Annotated in this window: 31 protein-coding genes and 1 pseudogene; 21 read left to right on the top strand and 11 right to left on the bottom strand. The window is 61.2% G+C overall.

Going from position 1 to position 26,310, the window contains the following annotated elements:
• Position 1 precedes the first annotated feature (1 nt).
• Both MHH62_RS21190 and MHH62_RS21185 read right to left on the bottom strand, forming a co-directional pair.
• The gene (locus MHH62_RS21190) at positions 2–712 is read right to left on the bottom strand and encodes an ABC transporter ATP-binding protein (protein WP_014720133.1); all 711 of its coding nucleotides are present in this window, start codon (positions 710–712) and stop codon (positions 2–4) included.
• 148 nt (positions 713–860) lie between these two features.
• On the bottom strand, positions 861–1,460 hold the full coding sequence (locus MHH62_RS21185; protein ID WP_288856265.1) for a DUF2796 domain-containing protein: 600 nt from the start codon (positions 1,458–1,460) through the stop codon (positions 861–863).
• 129 nt (positions 1,461–1,589) lie between these two features.
• On the opposite strand from MHH62_RS21185, the gene MHH62_RS21180 reads away from it, so the two are divergent.
• Positions 1,590–1,931 carry a hypothetical protein gene (locus tag MHH62_RS21180; RefSeq protein WP_003194591.1) on the top strand — a complete coding sequence of 114 codons (342 nt, stop codon included), beginning with the start codon at positions 1,590–1,592 and terminating at the stop codon, positions 1,929–1,931.
• On the opposite strand, the gene trxA is transcribed toward MHH62_RS21180, so the two are convergent.
• From trxA to MHH62_RS21165, 3 genes are all read right to left on the bottom strand, one after another.
• The gene (gene trxA / locus MHH62_RS21175) at positions 1,928–2,800 is read right to left on the bottom strand and encodes a thioredoxin (protein ID WP_339231838.1); all 873 of its coding nucleotides are present in this window, start codon (positions 2,798–2,800) and stop codon (positions 1,928–1,930) included. The two genes, MHH62_RS21180 and trxA, sit on opposite strands and share 4 nt — an antisense overlap.
• A 125-nt stretch (positions 2,801–2,925) precedes the next feature.
• Entirely contained in the window at positions 2,926–3,582 is a 657-nt protein-coding gene (locus MHH62_RS21170) for a 50S ribosomal protein L11 methyltransferase (protein ID WP_014720130.1), read from the bottom strand.
• Positions 3,579–4,034, bottom strand: coding sequence for a YbaY family lipoprotein (locus MHH62_RS21165; protein ID WP_003194586.1), 456 nt, complete (start codon positions 4,032–4,034; stop codon positions 3,579–3,581). Before MHH62_RS21165 ends, MHH62_RS21170 begins: the two co-directional genes overlap by 4 nt.
• Before the next feature lie 139 nt (positions 4,035–4,173).
• Here MHH62_RS21165 and nrdR point away from each other — a divergent pair, with 139 nt between their 5' ends.
• The 11 genes from nrdR (at position 4,174) to MHH62_RS21110 (ending at position 12,349) form a co-directional block, all read left to right on the top strand.
• Positions 4,174–4,638 carry a transcriptional regulator NrdR gene (nrdR, locus tag MHH62_RS21160; RefSeq protein ID WP_019818855.1) on the top strand — a complete coding sequence of 155 codons (465 nt, stop codon included), beginning with the start codon at positions 4,174–4,176 and terminating at the stop codon, positions 4,636–4,638.
• On the top strand, positions 4,635–5,762 hold the full coding sequence (gene ribD, locus MHH62_RS21155) for a bifunctional diaminohydroxyphosphoribosylaminopyrimidine deaminase/5-amino-6-(5-phosphoribosylamino)uracil reductase RibD (protein WP_339231836.1): 1,128 nt from the start codon (positions 4,635–4,637) through the stop codon (positions 5,760–5,762). Before nrdR ends, ribD begins: the two co-directional genes overlap by 4 nt.
• 49 nt (positions 5,763–5,811) lie before the next feature.
• A complete protein-coding gene (locus MHH62_RS21150) occupies positions 5,812–6,474 on the top strand; it encodes a riboflavin synthase (protein WP_005791849.1) in 663 nt (220 codons plus the stop codon).
• Positions 6,475–6,489: 15 nt separating this feature from the next.
• A complete protein-coding gene (gene ribBA / locus MHH62_RS21145) occupies positions 6,490–7,581 on the top strand; it encodes a bifunctional 3,4-dihydroxy-2-butanone-4-phosphate synthase/GTP cyclohydrolase II (RefSeq protein ID WP_003194579.1) in 1,092 nt (363 codons plus the stop codon).
• A gap of 88 nt (positions 7,582–7,669) precedes the next feature.
• Positions 7,670–8,146 (top strand): 6,7-dimethyl-8-ribityllumazine synthase, encoded by a 477-nt coding sequence (gene ribE / locus MHH62_RS21140; RefSeq protein WP_003194576.1) that lies wholly within the window; start codon positions 7,670–7,672, stop codon positions 8,144–8,146.
• Positions 8,143–8,643: a transcription antitermination factor NusB gene (nusB, locus tag MHH62_RS21135; RefSeq protein ID WP_014720126.1), complete on the top strand. Its 501-nt coding sequence runs from the start codon at positions 8,143–8,145 to the stop codon at positions 8,641–8,643. Before ribE ends, nusB begins: the two co-directional genes overlap by 4 nt.
• A gap of 18 nt (positions 8,644–8,661) precedes the next feature.
• Entirely contained in the window at positions 8,662–9,627 is a 966-nt protein-coding gene (gene thiL, locus MHH62_RS21130) for a thiamine-phosphate kinase (protein ID WP_019818852.1), read from the top strand.
• 54 nt (positions 9,628–9,681) lie between these two features.
• On the top strand, positions 9,682–10,404 hold the full coding sequence (locus MHH62_RS21125) for a transporter substrate-binding domain-containing protein (RefSeq protein ID WP_019818851.1): 723 nt from the start codon (positions 9,682–9,684) through the stop codon (positions 10,402–10,404).
• 129 nt (positions 10,405–10,533) lie between these two features.
• Entirely contained in the window at positions 10,534–11,151 is a 618-nt protein-coding gene (ribA, locus tag MHH62_RS21120) for a GTP cyclohydrolase II (protein WP_005791841.1), read from the top strand.
• On the top strand, positions 11,148–11,567 hold the full coding sequence (locus tag MHH62_RS21115; protein WP_014720123.1) for a hypothetical protein: 420 nt from the start codon (positions 11,148–11,150) through the stop codon (positions 11,565–11,567). The genes ribA and MHH62_RS21115 overlap by 4 nt, the downstream gene beginning before the upstream one ends.
• On the top strand, positions 11,564–12,349 hold the full coding sequence (locus tag MHH62_RS21110) for a cobalamin-binding protein (RefSeq protein ID WP_014720122.1): 786 nt from the start codon (positions 11,564–11,566) through the stop codon (positions 12,347–12,349). Before MHH62_RS21115 ends, MHH62_RS21110 begins: the two co-directional genes overlap by 4 nt.
• A gap of 90 nt (positions 12,350–12,439) precedes the next feature.
• Here MHH62_RS21110 and MHH62_RS21105 read toward each other — a convergent pair whose 3' ends face one another.
• The 6 genes from MHH62_RS21105 to MHH62_RS21080 form a co-directional block, all read right to left on the bottom strand.
• The gene (locus MHH62_RS21105) at positions 12,440–14,326 is read right to left on the bottom strand and encodes a TonB-dependent receptor (RefSeq protein WP_103452034.1); all 1,887 of its coding nucleotides are present in this window, start codon (positions 14,324–14,326) and stop codon (positions 12,440–12,442) included.
• Positions 14,327–14,463: 137 nt separating this feature from the next.
• The gene (dxs, locus tag MHH62_RS21100; RefSeq protein WP_014720120.1) at positions 14,464–16,362 is read right to left on the bottom strand and encodes a 1-deoxy-D-xylulose-5-phosphate synthase; all 1,899 of its coding nucleotides are present in this window, start codon (positions 16,360–16,362) and stop codon (positions 14,464–14,466) included.
• 110 nt (positions 16,363–16,472) lie between these two features.
• Positions 16,473–17,360: a (2E,6E)-farnesyl diphosphate synthase gene (gene ispA / locus MHH62_RS21095; RefSeq protein ID WP_014720119.1), complete on the bottom strand. Its 888-nt coding sequence runs from the start codon at positions 17,358–17,360 to the stop codon at positions 16,473–16,475.
• On the bottom strand, positions 17,357–17,599 hold the full coding sequence (locus MHH62_RS21090) for an exodeoxyribonuclease VII small subunit (RefSeq protein ID WP_003194556.1): 243 nt from the start codon (positions 17,597–17,599) through the stop codon (positions 17,357–17,359). The genes ispA and MHH62_RS21090 overlap by 4 nt, the downstream gene beginning before the upstream one ends.
• Positions 17,600–17,721: 122 nt before the next feature.
• On the bottom strand, positions 17,722–18,099 hold the full coding sequence (locus MHH62_RS21085) for a MerR family transcriptional regulator (RefSeq protein WP_081339090.1): 378 nt from the start codon (positions 18,097–18,099) through the stop codon (positions 17,722–17,724).
• A complete protein-coding gene (locus MHH62_RS21080) occupies positions 18,038–18,682 on the bottom strand; it encodes an NAD(P)H-dependent oxidoreductase (protein WP_014720117.1) in 645 nt (214 codons plus the stop codon). The genes MHH62_RS21085 and MHH62_RS21080 overlap by 62 nt, the downstream gene beginning before the upstream one ends.
• A 174-nt stretch (positions 18,683–18,856) precedes the next feature.
• Here MHH62_RS21080 and MHH62_RS21075 point away from each other — a divergent pair.
• From MHH62_RS21075 to MHH62_RS21035, 9 genes and pseudogenes are all read left to right on the top strand, one after another.
• Positions 18,857–19,887: pseudogene (locus MHH62_RS21075) on the top strand (PDDEXK nuclease domain-containing protein).
• Between the two features lie 228 nt (positions 19,888–20,115).
• Positions 20,116–20,697 carry a YjfI family protein gene (locus MHH62_RS21070; protein ID WP_019818839.1) on the top strand — a complete coding sequence of 194 codons (582 nt, stop codon included), beginning with the start codon at positions 20,116–20,118 and terminating at the stop codon, positions 20,695–20,697.
• A gap of 17 nt (positions 20,698–20,714) precedes the next feature.
• Positions 20,715–21,413: a PspA/IM30 family protein gene (locus MHH62_RS21065; RefSeq protein WP_014720114.1), complete on the top strand. Its 699-nt coding sequence runs from the start codon at positions 20,715–20,717 to the stop codon at positions 21,411–21,413.
• Between the two features lie 156 nt (positions 21,414–21,569).
• Positions 21,570–22,130 (top strand): rhomboid family intramembrane serine protease, encoded by a 561-nt coding sequence (locus MHH62_RS21060; RefSeq protein ID WP_336827058.1) that lies wholly within the window; start codon positions 21,570–21,572, stop codon positions 22,128–22,130.
• Positions 22,131–22,202: 72 nt separating this feature from the next.
• The gene (locus MHH62_RS21055) at positions 22,203–23,237 is read left to right on the top strand and encodes an ion channel (protein WP_019818834.1); all 1,035 of its coding nucleotides are present in this window, start codon (positions 22,203–22,205) and stop codon (positions 23,235–23,237) included.
• Positions 23,224–23,898: a DUF2491 family protein gene (locus MHH62_RS21050; RefSeq protein ID WP_020302431.1), complete on the top strand. Its 675-nt coding sequence runs from the start codon at positions 23,224–23,226 to the stop codon at positions 23,896–23,898. Before MHH62_RS21055 ends, MHH62_RS21050 begins: the two co-directional genes overlap by 14 nt.
• Positions 23,899–23,914: 16 nt before the next feature.
• Positions 23,915–24,343 carry a DUF350 domain-containing protein gene (locus MHH62_RS21045; RefSeq protein WP_003194539.1) on the top strand — a complete coding sequence of 143 codons (429 nt, stop codon included), beginning with the start codon at positions 23,915–23,917 and terminating at the stop codon, positions 24,341–24,343.
• A gap of 18 nt (positions 24,344–24,361) precedes the next feature.
• Positions 24,362–25,069, top strand: a complete 708-nt coding sequence (locus MHH62_RS21040) for a DUF1190 domain-containing protein (RefSeq protein WP_014720111.1) — start codon at positions 24,362–24,364, stop codon at positions 25,067–25,069.
• An 11-nt stretch (positions 25,070–25,080) separates the two neighbouring features.
• Positions 25,081–26,238, top strand: coding sequence for a glutathionylspermidine synthase family protein (locus MHH62_RS21035; protein WP_019818830.1), 1,158 nt, complete (start codon positions 25,081–25,083; stop codon positions 26,236–26,238).
• Positions 26,239–26,310 lie beyond the last annotated feature (72 nt).

Genomic DNA, 26,310 nt, shown 5'->3' with positions numbered 1-26,310 from the left:
CTCAAACCTCTGCGGGCATGGCGGCGCGATTGAGTTCGGCCAGCGACAGGTTGCGGTCGAACAGCGGCGCCAGGCTCTGGTCATGGCTGACAAACAACAGGCTGGCGCCCGCTTCGCGGCATTCTGCGAACAGCAACTGCAGGAAGGCTTCGCGGGCGTCGTAGTCCAGGGCCGAGGTGGGTTCGTCGGCAATCACCAGTTCTGGCTGGCCGATCAGCGCTCGGGCAGCGGCCACCCGTTGTTGCTGGCCAATGGACAGCGAATCGGCGCGGCGTTCCAGCAGGCTCGGGTCCTTCAAACCCAGGTGCGCTAGCAAGGCCGCGGCGGCCTGGTCGACACTGCCGTGGCGCTGTTTGGCCCGTTGCGCGCGCAGCTTGGAAAAGTGGCAAGGCAGCTCGACGTTTTCGCGTACTGACAGAAACGGCAGCAAGTTGAACTGCTGGAAGATATAACCGGTGTGGTCCACACGGAAACGGTCACGAGCGCCGGCCGAGAGTTCGGTCAACTCCTGGCCGAGCAGGCGGATGCTGCCTTGGCTGGGTTTCTGCACGCCTCCCAACAGCCCGAGCAAAGTGGTCTTGCCACTGCCGCTCGGGCCCTTGAGGAACAGGGTTTCGCCGGGTTCCAGGCGGAACGCGGGGATGTCCAGCAACCGCGGGTGCCCGGGCCAGTTGAAGCCCAGGTCGGACAGTTCGATTAACGCTTGAGTCATGGGAATTCAGTGTCGCCTGGTAGTCGAAAATGGCGCCGATCCACTGTGGGAGCTGGCTTGCCTGCGATGGCATCGCTACGGTGTGCCTGCTGCACCGCATCGCCTGTATCGCGGGCAAGCCAGCTCCCACAGGGACTGTGCTTTCAAGTCAGAACTTCAGGGTGGCGGCGGTGGCCGTCGCGTCAACACCTTGCTGACCGCTCGGGCCGATCAGTTGTACCTGAATTTTCTGGGTGGCGGGGAAGGTCTTGAACACTTGGCTCAAGTCCAGGTTGCCCAGGCCCGTCGGCGTGGCGCAGGTGAACTGGTAATGGGCGTGGATTTCACTGTGGTCGTGATCATGCTTGTGGGCGGCGGCGCCTTTGCCGTCGGTGGCGTGGTCATCGTCGTCATGCCCGGCTTCTGGTTTGTCACCGAACAACGGGCTGTTGAGTTCCTGGCTGCTGACCACGCAACCTGCGGTCTTGGGCAGGTTGAACAGTGCCGATGGATTTTCCAGTTGCTTGCGCACGGCGGCGACCTTGGCTTTGTCGGCGGCGCTGGTCGCTACATGTTCGAAACCCACCAGGTTCATGGCCGGGCTGTCCAGTTCCAGCTCCAGGGCCTGGCCGTCCAGTACGGCATTCAGGCGCCCGACGCCATGTTCATGGGCGCCGAGGCTGCCGTGCTCGTGGTCATGGTCTTCATGGGCATGAGCGACAGCCAGTGGCAGCAGGGCAAACGGCAAAGCAAGCAGCAAACGGCGCATGAGAGGGCTCCAGGATGAAAGTTTTGTTATGTGATCTTATAACAATTGATCCGAGAGTTTGACCGCCCGCTTGGTGTTGCGCAAGCTGCATGGGAGCATGCCCGTCAGAAAAATGCAGGAGTAAGGACGATGTTGCGAATTCGTGGAACCATCGGCGACCTGCCGGTGGACTTGACCCTGGAGCTGGACGACGGCGATTGGGCGCGATTGGGTGCCCAACTGCAGGCCACACCAACGCCCAGCGCGCCCACTGCGGCTCCGGTCAAACAGAACGAGGACCTGTGGCAGAACGCCCAGGATTTGCTGCGCAAGGCCGGACAACTCAATGGTCTGGAATTGCTCGATCAACTCGAAGGCTTGGCTGGCGATGCCGGGGCGGGCAAGCGCCTGCTGGTGCGCCTGCGCCACAGCGCCAAGGTGAAGGTGAGCAGCGGCGGAGATACGCCGCTGTACAGTTGGATCGGTGATTAATACAACGCGGCAAACAACTTGCGGCGGTACACCGTGACCAGCGGGTGATCATTGCCCAGCAATTCGAACACTTGCAGCAAGGTCTTGTGGGGCAGGCCTTCGCTGTAGCTGCGATTGCGGATAAACAACTTGAGCAAACCTTCCAGCGCCGCGTCGTATTGCTGGCGCGCCAGTTGCTGGACCGCCAACTGATAGGCCGCTTCGTCATCCTGCGGGTTTTGCGCCAGGCGGCGTTTCAGCTCGGCAGCGTCCGGCAAATCCGCCGCCTGGCGCAGGAAGGTGATTTGCGCCTTGGCCCCGGCCAGGGCAGCCTTGTGGTCGTCGCTCTTGACCGCGTCGAGCACGGCCTGGGCTTCACCCAGCTCACCGCGCTCGGCCAGGCAGCGTGCATAGAGGATCAGGGCGGCGGCGTTGGTATTGTCCTCGCCCAACAATTGCACCAGCAACGCTTCGGCCTCGCTGATGCGCCCTTCGCTGAACAGCGCCTGAGCCTGCTCCAACGGGTCCGCCGCAGCCGGCGGTGGCATTTGCACATGGGGCTCCAGCATCGCCCGCACGGCCGACTCCGGCTGTGCACCGGCAAAGCCGTCCACCGGTTGGCCATCCTTGAACAGCACCACCGTCGGCAGGCTTTGAATGCCAAAACGCGCCACGATGTCCTGTTCGGCTTCGCAGTCGATCTTGGCGAGCAGCAACTCACCCTGATAACTCTCGGCAATCTTCGCCAGCATTGGCATCAGTGCTTTGCAGGGTGCGCACCACTCGGCCCAGAAATCGACCAATACGGGCTTTTCGAAGGAGTTCTGGATAACGGCCTGATCGAAGTTGGCGGTGGTGACGTCGAAGATGTACGGCGTGGGCTCACTCATGGGGCGTCTCGAATAAAGCGGGAATGGGGGCAACTATAAGGGCTGGCGAGGTTGGCTGAAAGCATCGTGGTAGCTCCCACCTTGAAATGCATTCCCCTGTGGGAGCCGGCTTGCCCGCGATGGCCTCAAGCACGCCGCGAATGGTACAGGCTCACCTTGCGAAACTCCCACGGCTCGGCCAGGTCTGGCAGGGTCAAGGCCTCGAGGATCTCCAGCCGCTGGTAATCCGGATGCTGGAAATCCCGTACCCGCGAATCCGCCACCAGCGCTTCGCGGCCACGGGTGAGGAACTGATCCAGCAACGGCAGGTTGGCGCGGTCATAGAGCACGTCGGCCACCAGAATCAGGTCGAAGCGGTCGGCTTCGGCAAAAAAGTCTGCCGAATAACTCAGCGCCACCTGGTTGAGTTCGGCATTCGCACGGCAAGCGGCCAAGGCCAGTGGGTCCAGGTCGCAGGCCACCACCTCCAGGGCGCCAGCCTTGACGGCGGCGATCCCGGCTACGCCCGAACCTGCGCCGAAATCCAGCACGCGTTTGCCGGCGACCCACTCAGGATGCGCTGCCAGGTAACGCGCCAACGCCAGGCCGCTGGCCCAGCAAAAGCTCCAGTAGGGCGGCTCATGCAGGATACGCCGGGTTTCTTCCTGGCTGAAGGCACGGTCCATGTTGTCGGCGTCCAGCAACCACAACGACAACGCGGTACCCGGCAACGGGCAGGGCACCAATTGCGCATCGCCAATCAACGCGCTCAAGGCGTGTTGCAGGCCCAGCGGTGGCGTCATGGCGCCTTGACGAGTTGCAGGGGGCCGGTGCTCTGGGTGATCGCCTGGGTGACGCGCACGGCAGGCAGATGCAGGATCAGCTGGCCGGACTGGCTGGCGCGGCCGCGCAATTCCACGCGGGCACCGGCCGGGAAGGCTTCAGGGTTGAAGCGCAGGCGGAAGGCCAAGGGCTTGCCGTTGCCGCTCAGTACGCTGCTGGCGAGCAGTTGCTGCGGGCGCGAACGGTCGTCGATCACCAAGAGCGCCATCTCGACTTCGGCACCGGCGGGCACGTTGGTCAGGCTGCCGCTGATTTCGCGCTGATAGGCGGGCAGGGGGCCGAGGTCTTCAATACCCGGGACTTTTTTCTCTTGCGCCGGTGTTGGTTGAGGCGCGGCCGGCTTGGGGGCTTCGCTGCTGCAGGCGACCAGAAAACTGAACAGGCTGAGTAGAACGAGTGGTCGTAACTGCATGTACGGCTCCAGAAAGGACAAAATCCGTGGCTTAAAAATATGAAACATATAAGCCTGCCTATATACCGTAAAGGCTATGGCTTGTCTTGCCACAGGGATGCGCTACCATGGCCCTCCCATTTTTTGTTGCCTGCCAACCATGCACTGTCCCTTCTGCGGTGCCAACGACACCAAGGTCATCGACTCGCGTCTGGTCGCCGAGGGCGACCAAGTGCGTCGCCGGCGCGAATGCCTGGCCTGTGGTGAACGTTTCACCACCTTCGAAACCGCCGAACTGGTGTTGCCGCGTCTGATCAAGTCCGACGGCAGCCGCCAGCCTTTCGACGAAGAAAAACTGCGCGCCGGTATGCAGCGCGCCCTGGAAAAGCGCCCGGTGAGTGTCGAGCGCCTGGAAGCGGCGCTGGTGCATATCAAGCACAAGCTGCGGGCGACCGGCGAGCGCGAGGTCAAGAGCCTGGTAGTCGGTGAGCTGGTGATGGGCGAGCTGCAAAAACTCGACGAAGTCGCCTATATCCGTTTTGCCTCGGTGTATCGACGCTTCCAGGACCTCAATGAATTCCGCGAAGAGATCGACCGCCTGGCCCGTGAGCCCTCCAAACAATGACATCTGAACAGGCTGTGCTCGACGCCCACTACATGGCCCGTGCTCTCGAATTGGCGCGCAAGGGCCTGTACACCACCCACCCCAATCCGCGGGTTGGCTGCGTGATCGTGCGTGACGAGCAGATTGTCGGCGAAGGCTGGCATGAGCGCACCGGCGAGCCCCATGCCGAGCCCAATGCCCTGCGCGCCGCTGGCGACAAGGCCCGTGGCGCGACGGTGTACGTGACCCTTGAACCGTGCAGCCATCATGGCCGTACGCCGCCCTGTGCCGATGCGCTGGTGACCGCCGGCGTCGCGCGGGTGGTGGCCGGCATGCAGGACCCGAACCCCGAAGTGGCTGGCCGAGGCATGCAACGCCTGGCCCAAGCCGGTATCGAGGTGCGTAGCGGTGTGCTGGAAACCGAAGCGCGGGCGCTTAACCCCGGCTTCCTCAAGCGCATGGAGTACGGTCTGCCGTTTGTGCGGGTCAAGCTGGCGATGAGCCTGGACGGCCGCACGGCGATGGCCAGCGGCGAAAGCCAATGGATCACCGGCCCCGCCGCCCGTGCTGCGGTGCAACGCTTGCGTGCCGAGGCCAGTGTGGTGTTGACCGGTGCCGACACGGTACTGGCCGACGGTGCCCGCTTGACCGTACGCGCCGCCGAACTGGGCCTGGACGACGCAACCACCGCCCTGGCCATGTCGCGCCCGCCGTTGCGCGTGCTGATCGATGGCCGCCTGCGGGTGCCGCTCAACGCACCGTTCTTCAAGGCCGGCCCGGCATTGGTCATCACCTGCGTGACTCCGGAAAACCAGTTCCCCCGGGGCCCTGAGTGCCTTGTGGTTCCAGGTGTGGAGGGCCAGGTTGACCTGCGCTCGGCATTGGTCGCCCTGGCTGCCCGTGGCGTCAACGATGTGTTGGTGGAAGCCGGCCCAAGCCTGGCCGGCGCGTTTGCCCAACAAGGCCTGGTGGATGAATACGTGATATTCATCGCCGGCAAGTTCCTCGGCTCCGCTGCCCGCCCGTTGCTGGACTGGCCGCTTGATAAGTTGGCCGATGCTCCCCAACTCAAGATCACCGAAATGCGCGCTGTGGGCGACGACTGGCGAGTCACTGCCATCCCCGTCCCAGCAGTGAGCGTATAATTCCCGGCCTGCGCTTGAGCGTCAGCCCCCTCGTTTTCAGGAGAACGAAATGTTCACCGGCATTATCGAATCCATCGGCAGCATCCGTGCAATGACCCCCAAAGGCGGCGACGTGCGCCTGCTGGTTGAAACCGGCAAGCTGGACCTCGGCGACGTCAAGCTGGGCGACAGCATCGCCGTCAGTGGCGTGTGCCTGACCGTCATTGAGCTGCCGGGCAACGGCTTTGCTGCCGATGTCAGCCGGGAAACCCTGGACTGCACCGCGATGAACGACCTCAAGGCCGGCAGCCCGGTCAACCTGGAAAAAGCCCTGACGCCGACCACCCGCCTGGGCGGTCACCTGGTCAGCGGCCACGTCGACGGCGTCGGCGAAGTGGTGGCCCGCAGCGAAAACGCCCGCGCGGTGGAATTCCGCATCCGCGCGCCCAAAGAGCTGGCCAAGTACATCGCCCACAAAGGCTCGATCACCGTCGACGGCACCAGCCTGACCGTGAACGCCGTGAATGGCGCCGAATTTGAACTGACCATCATTCCCCACACCCTCAGCGAAACCATCATGGCCTCGTACCAGCCGGGTCGCCGGGTGAACCTGGAAGTGGACTTGCTTGCCCGTTACCTGGAGCGCCTGTTGCTGGGCGAAAAGGCCGCAGAGCCTGCATCAGGCAACATCACCGAAAGTTTTCTGGCCGCTAACGGCTACCTGAAATCCTGACCAAGGGGGTGCCGCGTGGCGCTCAATAGCATCGAAGAACTGGTTGAAGACATCCGCCAAGGCAAGATGGTCATCCTCATGGATGACGAAGATCGCGAGAACGAAGGCGATATCATCATGGCCGCCGAAGCGTGCAAGCCCGAGCACATCAACTTCATGGCCAAGCACGCCCGTGGGCTGATCTGCATGCCCATGAGCCGCGAACGCTGCGAATTGCTCAAGCTGCCGTTGATGGCGCCGCGCAATGGCTCGGGTTTCGGCACCAAGTTCACCGTATCCATTGAAGCCACCACGGGCGTCACGACCGGCATTTCCGCCGCTGACCGCGCCCGCACCGTGCAAGCCGCCGCCGCGAAAGACGCCAAGGCCGAAGATATCGTGAGCCCCGGCCACATCTTCCCGCTGATGGCCCAACCGGGCGGTACCCTGGCCCGTGCCGGCCACACCGAAGCCGCCTGCGACCTGGCGCGCATGGCCGGTTTCGAGCCAAGCGGGGTGATCTGCGAAGTGATGAACGACGATGGCACCATGGCCCGTCGTACTGAACTCGAAGCCTTTGCCGCCGAGCACAACCTCAAGATCGGCACGATCGCCGACCTGATTCACTACCGCATGATCCACGAACGTACCGTTCAGCGGATTGCCGAGCAGCCCCTGGACAGCGAACTGGGCCAATTCAATTTGGTGACCTACCGTGATTCAGTGGAAGGCGACGTGCACATGGCCCTGACCCTGGGCAACATTTGCGCAGAAGAGCCGACCCTGGTACGCGTCCATAACATGGACCCACTGCGTGACCTGTTGATGGTCAAGCAGCCCGGTCGCTGGAGCCTGCGCGCCGCCATGGCTGCGGTTTCCGAGGCTGGCAGCGGTGTGGTGCTGTTGCTCGGCCACCCGCTGGACGGTGATGTATTGCTGGCGCATATCCGCGAAACCGCTGACGCCGTGCCGGTGAAAAAACCGACCACCTACAGCATCGTCGGTGCCGGTTCGCAGATCCTGCGCGACCTGGGTGTGCGCAAAATGCGCCTGATGAGCGCACCGATGAAATTTAATGCGATATCCGGATTCGACCTGGAAGTTGTAGAATACGTGCCCTCCGAATAAAGGCCGGCGATTCTTGCCCCTTGTTCGCGGTTAAATCATCACTGAGGGACGCACTTTTCGCGTCCCGGCTCTTTAAGAGATTTGTCGAATGACCCTGAAGACCATCGAAGGTACCTTCATCGCCCCCAAAGGCCGCTATGCCCTGGTGGTTGGCCGCTTCAACAGCTTCGTGGTTGAAAGCCTGGTAAGCGGTGCGGTTGACGCCCTGGTTCGCCACGGTGTGAGCGAGAGCGATATCACCCTTATCCGCGCGCCTGGCGCCTTCGAAATTCCACTGGTTGCGCAAAAAGTTGCTCAGCAGGGTGAATACGCGGCGATCATCGCCCTGGGCGCGGTCATTCGTGGCGGCACCCCGCACTTCGAATACGTGGCCGGCGAATGCACCAAGGGCCTGGCCCAGGTGTCCATGGAATTCGGCGTGCCAGTCGCTTTCGGCGTACTGACCGTTGATTCCATCGAGCAAGCCATCGAGCGTTCCGGCACCAAAGCCGGTAACAAAGGCGCTGAAGCTGCCTTGTCCGCCCTGGAAATGGTCAGCCTGCTGTCGCAGTTGGAGGCCAAGTGATTTCCGACGAAAGCGATCAGTTCAACCCTCAGGACCCGCGTCCTGCCGATGCCGGCAAACCGTCCAAGAGCGAGAAGCGCCGCAAGGCGCGTCAACTCGCGACCCAGGCGCTGTACCAGCGTCACCTGGCGGGCGCTTCGCTGAACGAAATCGAGGCACAGTTTCGCGTCGATAACGATTTCACCTTCGCCGACCAGAGCTACTTCCACGACATCCTGCACGGCGTGCACGCCAACCTGACCGAGATCGACACAGCCCTGGCGCCATGCCTGGACCTGACCATCGAAGAGCTCGACCCGGTTGAGCTGTGCGTGATGCGCCTGTCTACCTGGGAATTGCTCAAGCGCGTTGACGTGCCGTACCGCGTCGTGATCAACGAAGGCATCGAGCTGGCGAAAGTCTACGGTTCGACCGACGGCCACAAGTTCGTCAACGGCGTGCTCGACAAGCTGGCCCCGCGCCTGCGTGAAGCCGAAGTGAAGGAACACAAGCGCTAATCTGCGCTTGATTCCTCAATGGGTGAGTTTGAGCTGATCCGCACATACTTCGCCGCCGCGCCCTGTGCGCAAGGTGGCGAAGGCATTGCCCTGGGGATCGGCGACGACTGCGCCTTGCTGGCGCTTCCCGCCGGGGAGCAACTGGCAGTCTCCACCGATACGCTGGTGGCTGGCGTGCATTTTGCCGACCCCTGTGACCCGTTCCTGCTCGGCCAGCGCTCGCTGGCCGTGGCGGTGAGCGACCTGGCCGCCATGGGCGCCCACCCCCTCGCCTTTACCCTTGCCCTGACCACGCCGAGCGTCGAAGCCGATTGGCTGCAACGCTATGCCCAAGGTTTGAATGCCATGGCGCAAAACTGCGGCGTGGGCCTGGTGGGCGGCGATACCACCCGTGGGCCGCTGAGCCTGACCCTGACCGTGTTCGGCCGCGTGCCGGCTGGCCAGGCCTTGACGCGCAGCGGTGCACAGCCGGGCGACCTGCTGTGTGTCGGCGGCGAGTTAGGCAATGCCGCTGGCGCGTTGCCGCTGGTATTGGGGCAACGCACGGCTGACGCAGCAATCGCCGAGCCGCTGCTGGCGCATTACTGGTCGCCGCAACCGCAGTTGGCCCTGGGGCTTGCGCTGCGGGGCAAGGCGACAGCGGCGATGGATATCTCCGATGGGCTGTTGGCCGACTGTGGGCATATCGCCAAGGCGTCAGCGGTGCGCCTGGTGGTTGAGCGCCACCGGTTGCCGTTGTCCGAGGCCTTGCTGGCGTTTGTTGGTGAAGACCAGGCTCACGTGGCGGCGTTGAGTGGGGGCGACGACTATGTGCTGGCGTTCACCTTGCCACCGTCCGAGTTAGCGCCGTTGCAGGCGGATGGCTGGCCGGTGCATGTGGTCGGCCGGGTCGAAGCGGGGCAGGGCGTAACGCTGCTCGACGTCCACGGCCAGGACATCACCCCGGCTGTGCGCGGCTACCAGCATTTTCGCCAGGCGCCCTAAGCCGGCGGTCTGCGCTACCCTTTATACGATTATCCCGAGTAAGAGGCCGTGACTATGGCTGCATGCCGCTGGCTGCTGATCGTGCTGTGTACCTTCGCTTCCCTGGCCCAGGCGGACACTCCCATGCCCGGCAAAATCGTGCTGGCCAGTGAGGAGTGGAACGACTACACCAACAAAGATGGCAGCGGCCTGGCCTGGGACCTGTTGCGCCAAGTCTTTGAACCGGCTGGCATCACCGTGCACATCCGCAGCGTACCCTATACCCGCTCGGTCGGCCTGGCCCAGCGTGGTGAGGTGGATGGTTGTGTCGGCACCTATCGCGATGAGGCCAGCGGTGTGTTGTACCCCCGCAGGAACTTCGACGCCGATCATGTCTACGCCCTCGGGTTGGCCACTGCGCCGACACCGACCCTGGCGACTTTGGGCAACTATCGCCTGGCCTGGGTGCGCGGCTATAAATACGAGGAATACCTGCCCACCGTGCGCCGCTTCAACCAGATCGAGCGGCGCAGCGGCATTCTGCCAATGCTGCAACACGGCCGTGCCGATTTTTATATCGACGCCCTCACCGAAGCCAAATACGTGCTCAGCCAGGCGCAAGACCCGGCGCTGTTCAAACTCACCCATATTGCTGAACTGCCGCTCTACGTAGGCTTTGCCGACACCGCGCGCGGCAGGGCATTGATGGCCATGTATGACCAGCGTTTGGGCATCCTGGTCCAGACCGGTGAGCTGAAAGCGATTTTCGAACGCTGGAAACAGCCGTATCCGTTCTGACGCCCATAGAACTGACTCAAAGGCCAATCGAACCTATTGATCTTTATCAGCGATAATTCAGCTTAAGCGTCTGTAGGAACGTGCTGTTACAATGCCCGCCTCTGTGAAATCTGAAATCAGGAGCACACGGTGCCCGTCGTTTTCGTCGCCGCTTCCAAGCTGCCTACCCCTTTTGCCACGTTCACCATGAACGGCTTTCTTGAAGAAGCCACCGGGCGCGAGCACGTTGTGCTCAGCCTCGGCGACATCACGGATGGCGCGCCGGTGCTGGGGCGTGTGCATTCCGAGTGCCTGACCGGCGATGCGCTGTTCAGCCAGCGCTGTGACTGCGGCTCGCAACTGGAGGCTGCACTGCAAGCCATCGCCCGTGAAGGCCGTGGCGTGTTGCTGTACTTGCGTCAGGAAGGCCGCGGCATTGGCCTGTTGAACAAGATCCGCGCCTACGAACTGCAAGACGGCGGCGCCGACACCGTCGAGGCCAACGAGCGCCTGGGCTTTGCTGCCGACCAGCGCGACTACGCCATCTGCCTGCCGATGCTCGAGCACCTGGGGGTCAAATCCCTGCGCCTGATGACCAACAACCCCCGCAAGGTCAAAGCCTTGACCGAGATGGGCATCACCGTGGCCGAGCGCGTGCCGCTACACACCGGGCACAACCCGCACAACAAACTCTACCTGGCCACCAAAGCCAGCAAGCTCGACCACATGATGGGCAACGAGCACCAGGGCGAGGTCGACCGCGCGTGACCCGTGGCCAGGTGAAACGGCGACTGTCCTTCAACTGGTGGCAGTACCTGGCCCTGGCATTGCTGCCGTTGTTCGTGATCAACCTGCTGTTTGGCCGGGCTGAATCCTTGTTGCCCGTCTTGGCCATGCCATTCTTCATCGCCGGCGTGGCCTCGATGTTTCTCAGCCTGCGTTATTTTCACGCCTACAAACACGCGCTGATCGCCACCTCCAAAGCCCTTGATACTGCTCAAGAGCCGGCAGCCTGGATCACCCTGGCGGCGCGTCGGCGCACGGCGTTGCTGGTTGCAGCGTTACCGGCCTGGATTGGCGCGCTGGCGGTGTTCGTCGGCCTGGAGGCAGTGCCGCTGTTTCTGTTGGCGCTGTCGACGCTGGTGTTGTTCTATCTCTATCGCATACCGCGTCAGTTGGGATGAAGCGCTATTGGCTGGCGCTGCTGCTGGTATTCAGTGCCCAGGGCTGGCCGGTCGAGCGGGTTGTCAGCCTGGCGCCGTCACTGTCTGAAATCGTCCTTGAACTGGGCGCCGAGGACTTGCTGGTCGGCGTGCTTGATGGTGGTGACCGCCCGGCGGCGTTGGCGAAGGTGCCCTCGGTCGGGCACTACGGCCAGTTGGACATGGAGCGCCTGCTCAGCCTCAAGCCCGACCTGATCCTGCTCTGGCCTGGCAGCGTCGGCCCGGCCCAGCGCGAGCAGCTCCAACGATTGAATATCCCGGTGTACGTCGCCGAACCCCACAGCCTTGAACAACTGACCGCGCAGGTGCAGGCCATTGCCGAGCAATTGGGCCGCGCCGAGGCCGGGCACCAGCGCGCGGCACAATTGCGCCAGCGCTTGGCCGAGTTGCGCCAGCGCTACCAGCGGGCCGAGCCGCTGCGAGTGTTCTACCAAGTGTGGAACCAGCCGCTGTACACCGTGGGCGGTGGGCAGATCATCAGCGATGCCCTCAGCGTGTGCGGGGCGCGCAATGTGTTCGATGACCTGAAGTTGCCGGCGCCGCAGGTGAATATCGAATCGGTGCTGGCGCGAGACCCCGAGGTGATCCTGGTGGGGGATCAGGCTCAGAGGGAGGCCTGGACGGCATGGCCGGCGATGGCTGCTCGGGTGCGGTTAGTGCCGGACAAGGGCCTGGAACGGCCCAGCGGGCAGATGTTGGAGGCGGTAGGGCGGTTGTGCCAGGTGATTGCGCCGAACCTGTGACAACGCTATCGCAGGCAAGCCAGCTCCCACAGGGGAATGCATTTCAATTGTGGGAGCTGGCTTGCCTGCGATGACGCCGGATCAGGCTACTTAGAGCTCAGGTGTCCACGTCACCCCGAACATCCACACCCGACCTTCTTCGCGATAGTCCTGATTGTTCTCATAATTGGGCTCGTCATAGCTGTACCTCGCCCGCGCGTAAGTCCCGTCCAGCACGTTATCAACCTTGACCGATAACAACACTTCCCGCGTCATTGCCCAACTGCTACGCAACCCCAGCAGGCTATAGCCCGACAGGCGCTTGGTGTTCTCTGCATCGTCATAGCTGCTACTAACCGCTTGCCAACTGGCTCCCACGCCCAAACGGTCAAACTGACGATCCAGGTCCAGGCTCAAGGTGCGGCGTGCGCGACGCTCCAGGGTGTGTCCGCTGTCGTTATCGCGCGGGTCGATGATCGACAGACCGAGGTTACCTTGCCAGCCAAACAATTCCTGCTTGAGCGCGGCCTCAAAACCATTGATCCGGGCCGAAGCCACATTGCGCGGAATATAGAAATCTATCTGCCGCGCAATGATGGCGTCCTTGAGCTCGGTGCGATACAGCGAGGCCTCCAGGCGCATTGTGTCGGTCAGTTGGCTGCGCCATTGCAACTCATAACTTTTCGAATGTTCAGGCTTGAGGTTGGGGTTGCTGCTAAATGGGTAATACAGGTCATTAAAGCTCGGCGCGCGGAAGCCTTCGCTGTAGGACAGCAATAGATCGTTATCAGGGTTGAGCGGCAGGGTGAAGGTACCGCTCCAAGTATTCTGGCTGCCGAATTGCTGGTTGGTGTCGTGGCGCAGGCCCAGCTCAGTGGAAAACGCCTCGGCCTTGAATCGATGCTGGATAAATACCGCACGGTTCCAGCGGCTATCGGCTTTGAGGTTTTCACTGGTGTGGACGCGGTCTTCATACCAGTCGCCGCCCAGGATCAAACTGTTGCGCTCAGTCAGACTCAAGTCGTTCTGCCAGTTAACCGAATCGCGATAGGTATTGAAGGCGGCGTTGTAATCGCTCAAGCGGTCACGCTTAGTGTCACGGTTCTCGCTGTGACCTAGTTCCACGCGGGTTTGCCAGGCATCGTTGATCTTGGCATCGACATAACTACTGGCGCTGCTCACGGTGTAACGGGTGTAGGGCTTCATCCCCACGGCCTCAGTCAAACTGATGTTGCGGCCGAAGGGGTTGTCATATTCGGCCCTGCCTCGGCCATCCAGCAGGTTGAATCCGACTTCCACATCATCGCTCAGCGAGTGGCTGAGGTTGAGGCTTATGGAGTTGTTGCGATAGGCGTCGTGATCGCCATCGCTTGCGAAGGATTTGCGGGTCCAGTCGATGCCCTGGGTTTCATCCAGGCTGGCGCCGAGGTTGAAGCGCGTGCGCCCATCACCGCCCGACAAGCCAAGGCTGCGTTCCCAGGTCTGGTGGCTACCAAAACCCAGATGCAGGCGTGGATGGATGCCGGCTTCGGCATTACGTCGCGTGAAAATCTGGATGACCCCACCAATTGCATCGCTGCCGTAGATCACCGAGCGTGAGCCACGCAGCACTTCTACTCGCTCAATCTGATCCACACTCAAGAACTGCAGCCCGCTGTCACCCGATGTGGCATTGGCAATGCGTTGGCCGTCTACCATCACCAGGCTTTGAGCAGTCTTAGTGCCGCGAATGAAAATCCCCGGCAAACTGCCACGCCCACCGGTCGGCGCAACTTGCACGCCCGGCACGCGGCTGAGCAGGTCGGTGACGCTGGTGGGTTGCAGGCGGTCGATGTCGGCGCGGGTGAAGACGGTGTTGGCGGCGCTGCTGTCATTACGCGCCTGGACTTGGCGGTTGGCGCTGATGACCACGTCGGAGAGCTTCAGGGCCTGGTCGCGGGTGTCGGCGAGCAGGTCAGCGCAGGGTAGCAGCAGCAGGGCAAGGCACAGGCGTTTCATGGGCTGTCCATAGCATTCGAAGGTCATGCAAAACCACTGTGGGAGCTGGCTTGCCTGCGATAGCGGTGTATCTGACACATTGTTAGCGAATGTGCCGCCGTCATCGCAGGCAAGCCAGCTCCCACAGCTGGGGCTGATTACAGATTCAGTAGCGCCAGGCGCTCGCGCACGGACGCCTCGATACCCGCCTCATCCAGCCCGCATTCAGCCAGCATCTGCGCCGGCTTGGCGTGTTCGACGTATACATCTGGCAAGCCCAGGTGCAGCACCGACTTGAGGATGTTCTCCCGCGCCAGGAACTCACTGACCGCCGCACCGGCGCCGCCCATGATGGCGTTCTCTTCGACGGTCACCAGCAGCTCATGGCTGGCGGCAATTTCGCGTACCAACGCTTCATCCAGTGGCTTGACGAACCGCATGTCGACCACGGTGGCGTCGATCTTCTCGGCGACTTTCAAGGCTTCAGCCAGTTGCACGCCAAACACCAGGAACGCAGTTTTGCTGCCTTGGCGACGCACGATGCCTTTACCGATTTCGATCGGCTCCAGGTCTTTTTCGATCACGGCGTTCGGGCCGGTGCCGCGCGGGTACCGCACAGCGGCCGGGCCGTTGTACAGGTGGCCGGTGCTGAGCATCTTGCGCAGTTCGTTCTCGTCGCTCGGGGTCATCACCAGCATGCCGGGGATGCAGCGCAGGTACGACAGGTCGAAACTGCCCGCATGGGTCGGGCCGTCTTCGCCCACCAGGCCGGCACGGTCGATGGCGAACAGCACGTCGAGGTTCTGCACCGCCACATCGTGAACCAATTGGTCATAACCGCGTTGCAGGAAGGTGGAGTAGATCGCCACCACCGGCTTGGCGCCTTCGCAGGCCATGCCGGCCGCGAAGGTCACGGCGTGTTGCTCGGCAATCGCCACGTCGAAGTAACGCAGCGGGAAACGCTCGCTGAACGCCACCAGGTCGGAGCCTTCCTTCATCGCCGGGGTAACACCCACCAGACGCGGGTCGGCGGCGGCCATGTCGCATAGCCATTCGCCAAACACCCCGGAATACTTCGGCCCGCTGGCCTTTTTCGGCGCGGCGGCGGGAGCGTCCAGGGGTTCGAGCTTAGTGATCGCGTGGTAACCAATCGGGTCGACTTCCGCCGGAGCGAAACCTTTGCCTTTCTTGGTGACGATATGCAGGAACTGCGGGCCCTTGAGGTCGCGCATGTTGCGCAACGTCGCGATCAGGGTCGGCAGGTCGTGGCCGTCGATAGGGCCGATGTAGTTCCAGCCCAGCTCTTCGAACAGGGTGCCGGGTACCAGCATGCCTTTGGCATACTCTTCGGTGCGGCGCGCAATTTCCCATGCGCCAGGCAGACGCGACAGCACTTTCTTGCTGCCTTCGCGCATGCTGGCGTAGGTACGGCTGGAGAGGATCTTCGCCAGATAATTGGACAGGCCACCCACGTTGCGCGAAATCGACATGTCGTTGTCGTTTAGGATCACCAACATGTTGGCGTCCACTTCCGGCGCATGGTTCAGCGCTTCGAAGGCCATGCCGGCGGTCAGCGCGCCATCACCAATCACCGCAATCGCCTTGCGCTCACTGCCTTGCAGGCGGGCGGCAATCGCCATGCCCAGTGCTGCACTGATGGACGTGCTGGAGTGGCCGACGCCAAAGGTGTCGTACTCGCTCTCGGCACGGCGTGGGAAGGCGGCCAGGCCGTCCTTCTGGCGCAGGCTGGCCATGCGCTCGCGACGGCCGGTGAGGATTTTATGCGGATACGCCTGGTGGCCCACGTCCCACACCAGCCGGTCGTCCGGGGTGTCGAACACGTAATGCAAGGCGATGGTCAGCTCGATCACGCCCAGCCCGGCGCCAAAATGCCCACCGGTCTGGCCGACCGTGTAGAGCAATTCCAGGCGCAGCTCATCGGCCAGGGTTTCCAGCTCGGCTTCACCCAGTCGACGCAGGCCGTCCGGCGTGGCAGCACGGTCGAGCAGGGGCGTAGACGGGCGTTTGCGGGGAATCTCTTGAAACGTCGTGGGCATCAGGCGAATCGTTATAGGTATAGAAGAGGCGGCAGTTTACCTCAAGCCGTGCAAACTGCCCACGCAGAGGGCCGAACTTGGCCGATATGCGGCGCAAATGGCCGCGGCTGTCAGTGGCGACGTTCGACGATATACCGCGCCAGGTCACGCAGTGGCTCGGCCGCCGCGTCGAAAGGTCGCAGGGCATCCAGAGCCTGGTCACGCAGCTCGATGGCATAGGCCTTGGCGGCTTGCAGCCCCAGCAAGGCAGGATAAGTCGGCTTGTCACGTGCGATATCGGCGCCCTGGCGTTTACCGAGGGTGGCGGTGTCGCTTTCCACGTCGAGGATATCGTCCTGTACCTGGAAGGCCAGGCCGACAGCGCGAGAATAGGTCTGCAGCGCCGCTAATTGCTCGGCGTCGGCACGGCCACTGGCCAGGGCGCCCAGTTGCACGGCGGCCTCAATCAGCGCACCGGTCTTGTGGCGATGCATGTGTTCGAGGGCTTTTTGATCGAGCTTGAGGCTGACCGAGCCCATGTCGATGGCCTGCCCGCCGACCATTCCAGCCGGGCCCGCTGCATGGGCCAGGGCGGTGACCATGCGCAAGCGGATCTCGGCGTTGACGCTGCTTAGCGTCGGGTCCAGCAATGCGCTGAACGCCAGGCTCTGCAAGCCATCTCCGGCCAGAATTGCATAGGCCTCATCGAAGGCTTTGTGGGTGGTGGGCTGGCCGCGACGCAAATCATCGTCGTCCATTGCCGGCAAGTCGTCATGCACCAGGGAATAGGCGTGGATCAACTCGACCGCACAGGCCGCGCCATTCGCCTCGGCTGCCGGCGCCCCGAGAGCTTCGCAGGCGGCATAGGCCAGCAACGGGCGCACACGCTTGCCGCCATTCATCACGCTGTAGCGCATGGCCTCATAGAGGCGCGTCATTTCCGGGCTTGGCGCAACAAACAGGGGCTCCAGCGCGGCATTCACCCGGGCTTGGCTACTGGCCTGGTATGCGCTGATCATTCCGGCTGTTCCGCATCGAAAGGCTCTTCGGCCAACTCCCCGTCACGCTCCAGCAACACCTGGACCTTCTGCTCCGCCTGCGCCAACGCGCTCTGACAGTCGCGGGTCAGGCCGATGCCTTGCTCAAACGCTGTCAACGAGTCTTCCAGCGACAACTCGCCGTTCTCCAGACGCTCGACCAGGGCTTGCAGGTCGGCGAGGGATTGTTCGAAATCGAGTGCAACTTTTTTGCGGGCCATGGCGGCAATTCCGGTAGACGGTAAACCGGCGCGACACTAGCAGACATGGGGGATTGGGGCAAATGAGTGGCGCACACACGGTGATGTGAGCCGATTGATGGGTTTATTCGGCTCACCGAGTCTCAGCTTGTCTTCGTGGCGACCCAGCACTCCCCCTGCGCCGCTTTCAATTGGGCCTCGAAGACCAATAAACCCTGATGCATATTCTGCAATGCCACAATTTGCATGGCTAACGCTTGCTTCTTATTGGCGATGGCTTGGTCAGCCTTGTCCCAGGGAAGCGCATCACCCTCGTACCCCTGCAAAATCTCCTGTAATTCCTTGAGCTTGAACCCCAGCTGTTGCGCGCACTTTATAAACATCAGCCGCTCGACACTCTGCTCGGTATAAACGCGATAACCGCCCCGACGCGCAGGCGCTGGCATCAGCCCGATTGCCTCATAGTGACGAATCGCCTTGATGGTCGTGCCGGACAACTGCGCGGCTTTGCCGATGTACATGAAAACTCCCTTTTTCAAATAGTGCGCCGGCCTGTTTCAGCCACTTGGCCCGCTGCGTCAGCGAAGAGCCCAGCACCGGCCCCAACAGCAGCGTCTTGCTCGTCGCGATGCCGCACAGCGCCAGCGTGGTGCGCCGCATTTGGTGGATGGCCGGCATGCGATAAACCCAGCGGTAATACCACGGCGGCGTGTCGAGGGTCACTAACAAGTGCGCGGTTCGGCCCTTTAGCAGCTTGTCTGGGAATGCCTTGCCTGCGCGGTACTTGAAGGCAAAGCCGGGGAGGAAAACGCGGTCGATAAAGCCCTTCATCAGTGCCGGGATACCGCCCCACCAGACAGGGAAAACCCAGGCCAGATGCTCGGCCCAAAGGATGTCGGCTTGGGCGCTGAGCAAGTCAGGTTCCAGCGCTTGAACCTGGGTGTAAGCATGATGAAGGATGGGGTCGAACCTGAGATCACCCAGGCGCAGGACGCGGACTTCGTGACCGGCCGTTTTAGCAGCGTGGATATAAGTGTGCGCGAGGGCGGAACAAAAGCTATCGGCGGACGGGTGGCCGAGAATGACCAGAATGCGCTGACTCATGGTGATAAGTTCTGAGAAAAGGGCATTCAGGGTAGGGGGTGCCGTATAGGGGAGAGTCAAGTGCCAGCAGGACCTTTCTGTGAGGTACGCAGGACCCTTCCTGAACTGTTCTCGAATGCTTGTGACGGTACTGTCGGCTGGCTAGCCTGCCGAAAACACCAGAGTAAAAAAGGCATGAGCGAAACTTCTATCGGGTTGATCGCGCCTCCTGAGGGCTACGGCGATTGGCTGACAGACCTCAAGGGCCGTATCCATCAGGCGCAACAGCGCGCATCAATTGCCGTTAATCGTGAGCTGGTGCTGCTCTACTGGCAGCTCGGTCACGATATTTTGGCGCGTCAGCACGCTCAAGGTTGGGGTAGTAAAGTGATCGACCGCCTTGCGCAAGATCTGCGGGCGGCCTTTCCTGACATCAAGGGTTTTTCGCCGCGCAATCTGAAATACATGCGTGCTTTTGCCGAGGCGTGGCCGGATTCGGAATTTGTGCAACAGGCTGCTGCACAATTGCCTTGGGGCCACAACGTGGTGCTGCTCGATAAGCTTCCCGGCCCCGAAACTCGTCGTTGGTACATCATCCAGGCCTTAAAACATACTGGTCGCGCAACACACTGGTGATGCACATTGAAAATCGCCTGCTGGAGCGCAGTGGCAAGGCCGTCAGCAACTTCGAAAGCCATCTGCCCAAAGCGCAATCCGACCTGGCGCGCGAATCCCTCAAAGACCCGTACCGCTTTGATTTCCTCAGCCTGGGCCAGAATGCACAAGAGCGCGAAATCGAAAACGCCCTGATCAAGCATGTCACTGACTTCTTTTTGGAGTTGGGCGCAGGTTTTGCCTTCGTTGGCCGGCAAGTGCTGCTGAATGTAGGCGGCGATGAGTTCTTCATCGACCTGTTGTTCTATCACCTGAAGCTGCGTTGCTATGTGGTGATCGAACTCAAGGCAGGCAAGTTCAAGCCCGAGCATCTGGGCAAATTGAGCTTCTATCTTGCGGCGGTGGATGCCGAGATAAAGCACCCACAGGATGGCCCGACTATCGGCCTCTTGTTGTGCAAGGGTAAAAATGAAGTGGTGGCTGAATACGCACTGCGCGATAACAACCGGCCTATTGGTGTGGCGCAATATCAATTGATGGAGTCTTTGCCAGCCGAACTGCAATCGAGCTTGCCTAGCATCGAGCAAATCGAGCGAGAGTTGGCGGGGTAGGCTGGGTCTTTTCGGTGGCTGAAAAATGTAAGGAAAAATCTCACGCGTGAGCTATTGAGTACCTTGCGGATTGCCTGTAGATTTTCTCACGCGTGAGTTTTTCACAGCGAGGTCAGTACCATGAACAGCAGCTCTCCATCGAGCCCATCAACTGGGCCCGATACCGATTCAACAAGCCTCAAGGGAGAGCGCTTGAAGCCGTCCGCAAAAAAGCCGTCGAGCTTTTACATGAAGCAGATGCGTGCGGGGCTGGCGGCGGCCGGTTATGTGAAACACGAGACTTGGGTGCTTCCCGAAAACCGAAGCCTGCTCAAGCAAATGGAGAAACAGCTACGCCAACCGATCCTGGCTGGCTCATTCATGTCGGAGAATTTCATGAGCGCAGGTACTAACTGGAATATCGATCGTCTTTACAGTGCTCTTCAGGCGCTGGATGACGTGACGTCCAATGACATTACGCTTTCTCTCGTCCAAGGCTCCGAGTCCAGTATCAAGCTGGAGATGAACGACTTTGGTGGCTTGCCGATTTACATCGCGGTGGTGGGCGAGCAAATCATCGTGGATACCGTCCTGGTCGACGCCGAGTCCATCAACGACGTGCCGGCCTTCAATGACGCCGTGCTGCGCAGCCGGGAGATGTTCCCGTTGTCGTCGATCGGTATCGAGTCCATGCCGAACGGGCAGGTGGTTTACAACATGTTCGGTGCGCTCAGCTCCGACTCCAGCCTGACCAACATCGTGACCGAGGTGAAAACCCTGGTTGATAACGTGCAGCGCGCCAGCGAAGCCTTCGAACGTTTCTTCATTTAATTATTCGGGAAAACCCAATGACTCAGTCCATCTGGAGCAAATTGTTCACCGCGTTGCGTGGCGGTGCCAGCGAAGTCGGCGAATCGATCGTCGACCAACAGGCCCTGCGCATCCTTGACCAGGAAATTCGCGATGCAGACAGCGCCTTGGCCAACGCCAAGCGTGAGCTGGTGAGCATCATGGCCAAGCACAAACTGGCGGCTGATCGTGTTGGCGAGTACGACGCCAAGATCAAAGACCTGGAATCCAAGGCGATGGCCGCTATCCAGGCCAACCGTGAAGACCTCGCCCTGGAAGTGGCCGAAGCCATTTCGACCCTGACCAACGAGCGGGACGTTGAGCAAAAGCAGACCACCGAGTTCGGTGGGTACGCTGAGAGCATGCGCAAAGACATCACCAAGGCCGAAAGCCGCATCAAAAGCCTGCGCCAGCAAGTGGACATGGCCAAGGCTCGCGACAGCGTGCAAAAGGCCCAGGTCAGTGCCTCCATTGCCAGCGGCGGTGCCAACGGCAAGCTGGAAACCGCCGTCGGTACGCTCAATCGCTTGCAGGCCAAACAGCAACAACGCGCCGCTGAGCTGCAAGCCCAGGATGAGCTGGCTGAAGCGTCGACGGGGACAGACCTGGAACGCAAACTGCGCGATGCCGGCATCACGCCGAACGAAGGCAGTGCCAATGCGATTCTGGAGCGTCTGAAGCAAAAGTCGGCTGAGTAATCAACGTAGGTCAGTTAAGCCTGCAACTCTGTGGGGAGGGAGCTTGCTCCCGCTGGGCTGCGCAGCAGTCCTGTTTTTGGGGCCGCTTCGCGCCCCAGCGGGAGCAAGCTCCCTCGCCACAGTCGCAGTGCTCTTCTTTTGTATGTTGAGGTCAGGATGGACGCCTTGAAGGGTTTCAAGACAATCGCAGGCCTGGCCCTCTTCATGGTCGCGCTGCAACTGCTCAATGTGGTGACCGGTTACAGCCTCATGGCATTCGGGCTAATCCCGAGAACGATGCAGGGTCTGTTCGGCATCCTCACATCACCGTTTTTGCACGCCTCCTTCGCCCACCTGAGCGCCAACCTGATTGCCTTTGTGATCCTGGGTTCTCTGGTCATCATCGAAGGGGTCAACCGGTTCATCGCCGTCAGTGCCATCGTCATTCTGCTGGGCGGCTTGTTGGTCTGGCTGTTCGGTTTTTCAGGCGTACACGTCGGCGCCAGCGGCTGGGTGTTCGGGCTATGGGCCTATCTGCTGTCTCGCGCCTGGTTTCACAGAAGCTGGGGCAACCTGCTAACAGCCGCTGTTGTGGCTTTGCTGTATGGCGGACTGGTCGTGGGCTTCCTTCCGCGGCAGGGCGTTTCCTTCGAAGGGCATCTGTTTGGTGCGCTCGCCGGATTTATTGCAGCCAAGGTACTTCTATCCACGCCGCGCAGCGGGTTTAATGCCGGGTGAACGCACTTGAGCATCCAGACGCCGAGGCGATGCTGTCGTCAGGATTCAAGTACCCAGGGAGCCAGGGGCTAAATGTCGATTTTCCTACTGCTACGCATGTACGCCTCGTCCCTCTTTCATCGCTTCGGTTGGGCAGGCCTGATCGTTGCCTTGGGTGTCCACCTGAGCACCGCTTACCTGGGCCTGGTGTTGCTGGGCGAACAACACCTCACCGCTGCCGCCACGTTTATCTACTTCTATCTCACCACCACACTCACCGTCGGCTATGGCGACCTCGCGCCGCAGACGTCTGCTGGGCGAATTTTCGTGGCGGCCTGGGTCATGCTCGGGGGCATTGCGCTGCTCACGGCAGCCATCGGCAAAACCACCAGCAGTGTTATCGATGCATGGAGAAAAGGCATGAAGGGCAAAGGTGATTTCACCGGCAAGGTCGGCCATACCGTGTTGATCGGCTGGGAGGGCGCGTCCAGCGAGCGGGTGATTGAGTTGTTGCTGCAAGACGAAACCTCGAACGACAACCTGATCGTGATCTGCGATTGCAGCCTTGAAGAAAATCCGATGCCGGGCAAAGCAGCGTTCATCCGCGGCGAAAGCCTGTCTTCCACCGCGCTGTTGCTGCGTGCCGGTGTGCCCGGTGCCGAGCGTGTGCTGGTGCGAACCCCGTCTGACGACCTGACGCTGGCCACCGTGCTGGCGGTGAACCAACTGAGCCCCGTGGGGCATGTGGTCGCCCACTTCAACGAAAGTGAAATCGCTGCACTGGCCAGCTCCTACGCCCCGCGCCTGGAATGCACGTCCAGCATGGCGATCGAAATGCTGGTGCGCGCCTCTCAGGATCCGGGCTCGTCGGTGGTCATCAATGAGTTGCTGTGCGTGGGGCAGGGCGCCACCCAGTACCTGATGAAATTGCCCGACGCCTTTGAGGCAACGTTCGGCGAGCTGTACACGCAGATGAAGGAGCGCCACAACGCCACCCTCATTGGCTATCGCGCCAAAGGTGTTCAGCAGCCGTCGATCAACCCGCCCAGTGCCACAGCGGTCAAAGGCGGCGAACTCTTCTACATCGCTTCCACTCGCCTTAAGGAAATCTTTCATGGGATGGCTTAAACAGTTGATGGGGCTTGAGGCCCCAAAAGCCACTACCGACTCGAGCCGAACCGCCAGCCCAAGCCTGCCCGCCACCGGCCCTTTGGGCCTGGCGCCGGGCAAGGGCGTGATGTTTGACACGACTCTGAAATTGCTGCTCGATGAAAAAACCAACGTGGTGATCCCCGGCTCCCAGGAAATCTGGAGCAACGGCACCATCGACCTCGGCCAGTCCACCTGGCTGTCGCGCTATTACATGAACGACGAAGATTATTGGTTGCAGGTGCACACCACCGGCCAGATAGCGGGCCAGGTCGAGTCAGTGATTCTGTTCAACTACCTGAGTTACGTCACCATCAGCAGTGAAGCGGAACTGAGCAGGCTCGCGGGCCCACAAAGCCTGATCGGTCTGCCGACCTACACCCACGACGGCGTCGAGTTCTTCCGGGAGTGGGGCAGCGAAGATGGCCAGACCGAATTGGTGGCGATGAGCGAACAGGTCATCAGCCCAGAAGCCACCTACAGCGTCGAGCACCGTTCGATGCTATACGCCCGCGACACCGGCTTGACCGACCGCCGAGAGTTCCTGCTGTTCTCCGTCGAAGAAGATGCCGAAGGCACCATCAGCCTGAGCACATCCCTGGGCATTTCGCTGTACACCACCGACCTGACTACGCTCTAAAAAAAGGAAGCCGTCCATGCTAGAAGCACTCTCCATCTCCCTCAACAAAGCTGCGGTGCTCGGCTTTGTCCTCTACATCCTGGGGGCTGCGGTACTGTTCGCGCTGTTCCAGTTCATCTACACCCGCATCACCCCGCACAAGGAGTTCGAACTGATCCGTGCGGGCAACACCTCCGCAGCGGTCGCCCTGGGCGGTGCCATCGTCGGTTTCGCCATTCCGGCCAGCAATGTGATTGCCTACTCGATCAACGTTCTCGACTTCATCGTCTGGGCCGTGATCGCCGCCGTCGTCCAACTGCTGGCGTTCCTGCTGACCAGCCTGGTGCTCAAAGGCACGTCCGAGCGCATCAAGAAGGGCGAACTGGCGGCCGGTATCTACGTGGCCGCGGTGGCCATCAGCGTCGGCATGCTGAATGCCGCGTGCATGACGCCCACCTCGAACTGATTGCCCACGGAGCTCCCGATGAAACGAAGCAAGTACGTCCAGCTGTCGCTGGCAGCGTCGGTCGCCATGGCGATATCCGGCTGTGGCCCAACGGAAAAAACCTACGACCTGCAAAAGAAGTACAACTTCCAATCGGTACAGCAATGCGCCGATGAAAAACTTCCGGTAGACGTCTGCTCGGACGCCTACATGACGGCCATGGCCGAGCATCGCCGCATTGCGCCGGTGTATGACAGCCAGGCCGATTGCGACGCCGACTTTGTCGCTGACTGGTGCCAGCAAGACTCCACCGGCAAATTCATCCCGCGCTTGGGCGGTTTCGAACTGACCGCCGAAGGCCAGGTGACCCAATCCCAAGTCGACGCTGCCAATGCGCAAGCGGCCAACGCTCAGGCCAGCGGCGGCTCAGGCTTCTCCACCAGCAGCCTGCTGACCGGCTTGCTGATCGGCAACATGCTGAGCAACAACCGCAACAGCTACCGTTCGGAACCGGTGTACCGCTATCGCGATGATCGCGGCAACTACGGTAACTCGACGCTCAACCAACGCGTGTCCAATGGCGCGACCTTTGGCCGTTCCAACCAGGCCCGGTACGGCAGCAGCAATTACACCAGCACGCTGCGCTCTTCACCTAAGTCGAGCTCGGTTTCATCGGCCACCTCCCGCGGCGGCTTCGGCAGCAAAGCCAGCGCACGCAGCGGCTGGGGCGGCGGGTCGAGCAGCTAAGGAAACCGGCCATGAAGAAGATCCAATGCGCAGAGCGTCATGACTGGAAACACACCGCCGAGAGCCTCGGCTTCCTGTTCCATACCATCGACGGCGAACCCTACTGGGACGAAAGCGCGTACTACCAGTTCACGCTCAAGCAAATCGAGCGCGACCTCGAAGACCCGACCACCGAGCTCCATGACATGTGCATGGACCTCGTCGCCCGCGTGGTCCACAGCGAAGAACTGCTTGAACGCCTGAGCATCCCCGCGCCTTTCTACGACATGATCCGAACCTCATGGCTCGAAGGCCACCCGCACCTTTACGGGCGCATGGACTTCTCCTACAACGGCAGCGGGCCCGCCAAGTTGCTGGAGCTCAACTACGACACCCCCACCAGCCTCTACGAAGCAGCCGCGTTTCAGTGGGGCTGGCTGGAACAATGCATCGAACGCGGCCTGCTGCCCAAGCACGCCGACCAGTTCAATAGCATCGACACCAAACTGCACCAGGCCTTCGCCCAACTGCAGGTCAACCAGCCGTTCTACTTCGCTTCGATGAAAGACTCGGTCGAAGACAAAGGCACCACCGACTACCTGCGCCTGGTCGCTGAAAAGGTCGGCATCGAATCGCGCCACATCGACATCGAAGACATCGGCCTGAACAGCGAAGGCCGCTTCGTCGACCTTGAAGATCGCTGGATTCCCCACCTGTTCAAACTGCACGCCTGGGAGTTCATCTTCCACGAACCCTTTGGTGCCGCGATTGCCCAGAGCGACACACAGTTCTTCGAGCCCGCGTGGAAATCCATTATTTCCAACAAAGGCATCCTGCCGCTGCTGTGGGAATTCAACAAAGGCCACCCCAACCTGCTCGCGTCTCACCTGGACACCGATCCAGGTAAAGCCGTGCCAAAAGGCTGGGTGCGCAAGCCGTTCTTCTCCCGTGAAGGCGCCAACATCGAACTGCAAACCGCCGAAGGCCTGACCGTAAAAGAAGACGGCCCCTACACGGATGCGCCCTTCATCCTTCAAGAGTTCGCACCGCTGCCAAAATTTGGTGACAGCTACACGCTGATCGGCTCTTGGGTCATTGGCGACCAGGCCGCCGGCATCGGTGTGCGCGAGGACAATAGCTTGATCACCAAGGATTCAAGCCGGTTTCTGCCGCACTTGATCCTGGATTAGGGACGTCTGACGGGTTCGTTCCCACGCTCCGCGTGGTAACGCATTCAGTGACGCTCTGCGTCACCCGCACGC

The sequence above is a fragment of the Pseudomonas sp. FSL L8-0168 genome (assembly GCF_037976155.1).
GTDB classification, from domain to species: domain Bacteria; phylum Pseudomonadota; class Gammaproteobacteria; order Pseudomonadales; family Pseudomonadaceae; genus Aquipseudomonas; species Aquipseudomonas paracarnis.
The sequence above is the reverse complement of the archived record's forward strand: the minus strand, read 5'-3'. Positions and strand labels throughout refer to the sequence as shown.

Excerpts from the sequence above, each read along its gene's own strand:
- MHH62_RS21190 (WP_014720133.1), bottom strand. The coding sequence starts at position 712 with ATGACTCAAGCGTTAATCGAACTGTCCGACCTGGGCTTCAACTGGCCC.
- MHH62_RS21185 (WP_288856265.1), bottom strand. The coding sequence starts at position 1,460 with ATGCGCCGTTTGCTGCTTGCTTTGCCGTTTGCCCTGCTGCCACTGGCT.
- MHH62_RS21180 (WP_003194591.1), top strand. The coding sequence starts at position 1,590 with ATGTTGCGAATTCGTGGAACCATCGGCGACCTGCCGGTGGACTTGACC.
- trxA (WP_339231838.1), bottom strand. The coding sequence starts at position 2,800 with ATGAGTGAGCCCACGCCGTACATCTTCGACGTCACCACCGCCAACTTC.
- MHH62_RS21170 (WP_014720130.1), bottom strand. The coding sequence starts at position 3,582 with ATGACGCCACCGCTGGGCCTGCAACACGCCTTGAGCGCGTTGATTGGC.
- MHH62_RS21165 (WP_003194586.1), bottom strand. The coding sequence starts at position 4,034 with ATGCAGTTACGACCACTCGTTCTACTCAGCCTGTTCAGTTTTCTGGTC.
- nrdR (WP_019818855.1), top strand. The coding sequence starts at position 4,174 with ATGCACTGTCCCTTCTGCGGTGCCAACGACACCAAGGTCATCGACTCG.
- ribD (WP_339231836.1), top strand. The coding sequence starts at position 4,635 with ATGACATCTGAACAGGCTGTGCTCGACGCCCACTACATGGCCCGTGCT.
- MHH62_RS21150 (WP_005791849.1), top strand. The coding sequence starts at position 5,812 with ATGTTCACCGGCATTATCGAATCCATCGGCAGCATCCGTGCAATGACC.
- ribE (WP_003194576.1), top strand. The coding sequence starts at position 7,670 with ATGACCCTGAAGACCATCGAAGGTACCTTCATCGCCCCCAAAGGCCGC.
- thiL (WP_019818852.1), top strand. The coding sequence starts at position 8,662 with ATGGGTGAGTTTGAGCTGATCCGCACATACTTCGCCGCCGCGCCCTGT.
- MHH62_RS21125 (WP_019818851.1), top strand. The coding sequence starts at position 9,682 with ATGGCTGCATGCCGCTGGCTGCTGATCGTGCTGTGTACCTTCGCTTCC.
- MHH62_RS21110 (WP_014720122.1), top strand. The coding sequence starts at position 11,564 with ATGAAGCGCTATTGGCTGGCGCTGCTGCTGGTATTCAGTGCCCAGGGC.
- MHH62_RS21105 (WP_103452034.1), bottom strand. The coding sequence starts at position 14,326 with ATGAAACGCCTGTGCCTTGCCCTGCTGCTGCTACCCTGCGCTGACCTG.
- dxs (WP_014720120.1), bottom strand. The coding sequence starts at position 16,362 with ATGCCCACGACGTTTCAAGAGATTCCCCGCAAACGCCCGTCTACGCCC.
- ispA (WP_014720119.1), bottom strand. The coding sequence starts at position 17,360 with ATGATCAGCGCATACCAGGCCAGTAGCCAAGCCCGGGTGAATGCCGCG.
- MHH62_RS21090 (WP_003194556.1), bottom strand. The coding sequence starts at position 17,599 with ATGGCCCGCAAAAAAGTTGCACTCGATTTCGAACAATCCCTCGCCGAC.
- MHH62_RS21085 (WP_081339090.1), bottom strand. The coding sequence starts at position 18,099 with ATGTACATCGGCAAAGCCGCGCAGTTGTCCGGCACGACCATCAAGGCG.
- MHH62_RS21080 (WP_014720117.1), bottom strand. The coding sequence starts at position 18,682 with ATGAGTCAGCGCATTCTGGTCATTCTCGGCCACCCGTCCGCCGATAGC.
- MHH62_RS21070 (WP_019818839.1), top strand. The coding sequence starts at position 20,116 with ATGAAGCAGATGCGTGCGGGGCTGGCGGCGGCCGGTTATGTGAAACAC.
- MHH62_RS21065 (WP_014720114.1), top strand. The coding sequence starts at position 20,715 with ATGACTCAGTCCATCTGGAGCAAATTGTTCACCGCGTTGCGTGGCGGT.
- MHH62_RS21060 (WP_336827058.1), top strand. The coding sequence starts at position 21,570 with ATGGACGCCTTGAAGGGTTTCAAGACAATCGCAGGCCTGGCCCTCTTC.
- MHH62_RS21055 (WP_019818834.1), top strand. The coding sequence starts at position 22,203 with ATGTCGATTTTCCTACTGCTACGCATGTACGCCTCGTCCCTCTTTCAT.
- MHH62_RS21050 (WP_020302431.1), top strand. The coding sequence starts at position 23,224 with ATGGGATGGCTTAAACAGTTGATGGGGCTTGAGGCCCCAAAAGCCACT.
- MHH62_RS21045 (WP_003194539.1), top strand. The coding sequence starts at position 23,915 with ATGCTAGAAGCACTCTCCATCTCCCTCAACAAAGCTGCGGTGCTCGGC.
- MHH62_RS21040 (WP_014720111.1), top strand. The coding sequence starts at position 24,362 with ATGAAACGAAGCAAGTACGTCCAGCTGTCGCTGGCAGCGTCGGTCGCC.
- MHH62_RS21035 (WP_019818830.1), top strand. The coding sequence starts at position 25,081 with ATGAAGAAGATCCAATGCGCAGAGCGTCATGACTGGAAACACACCGCC.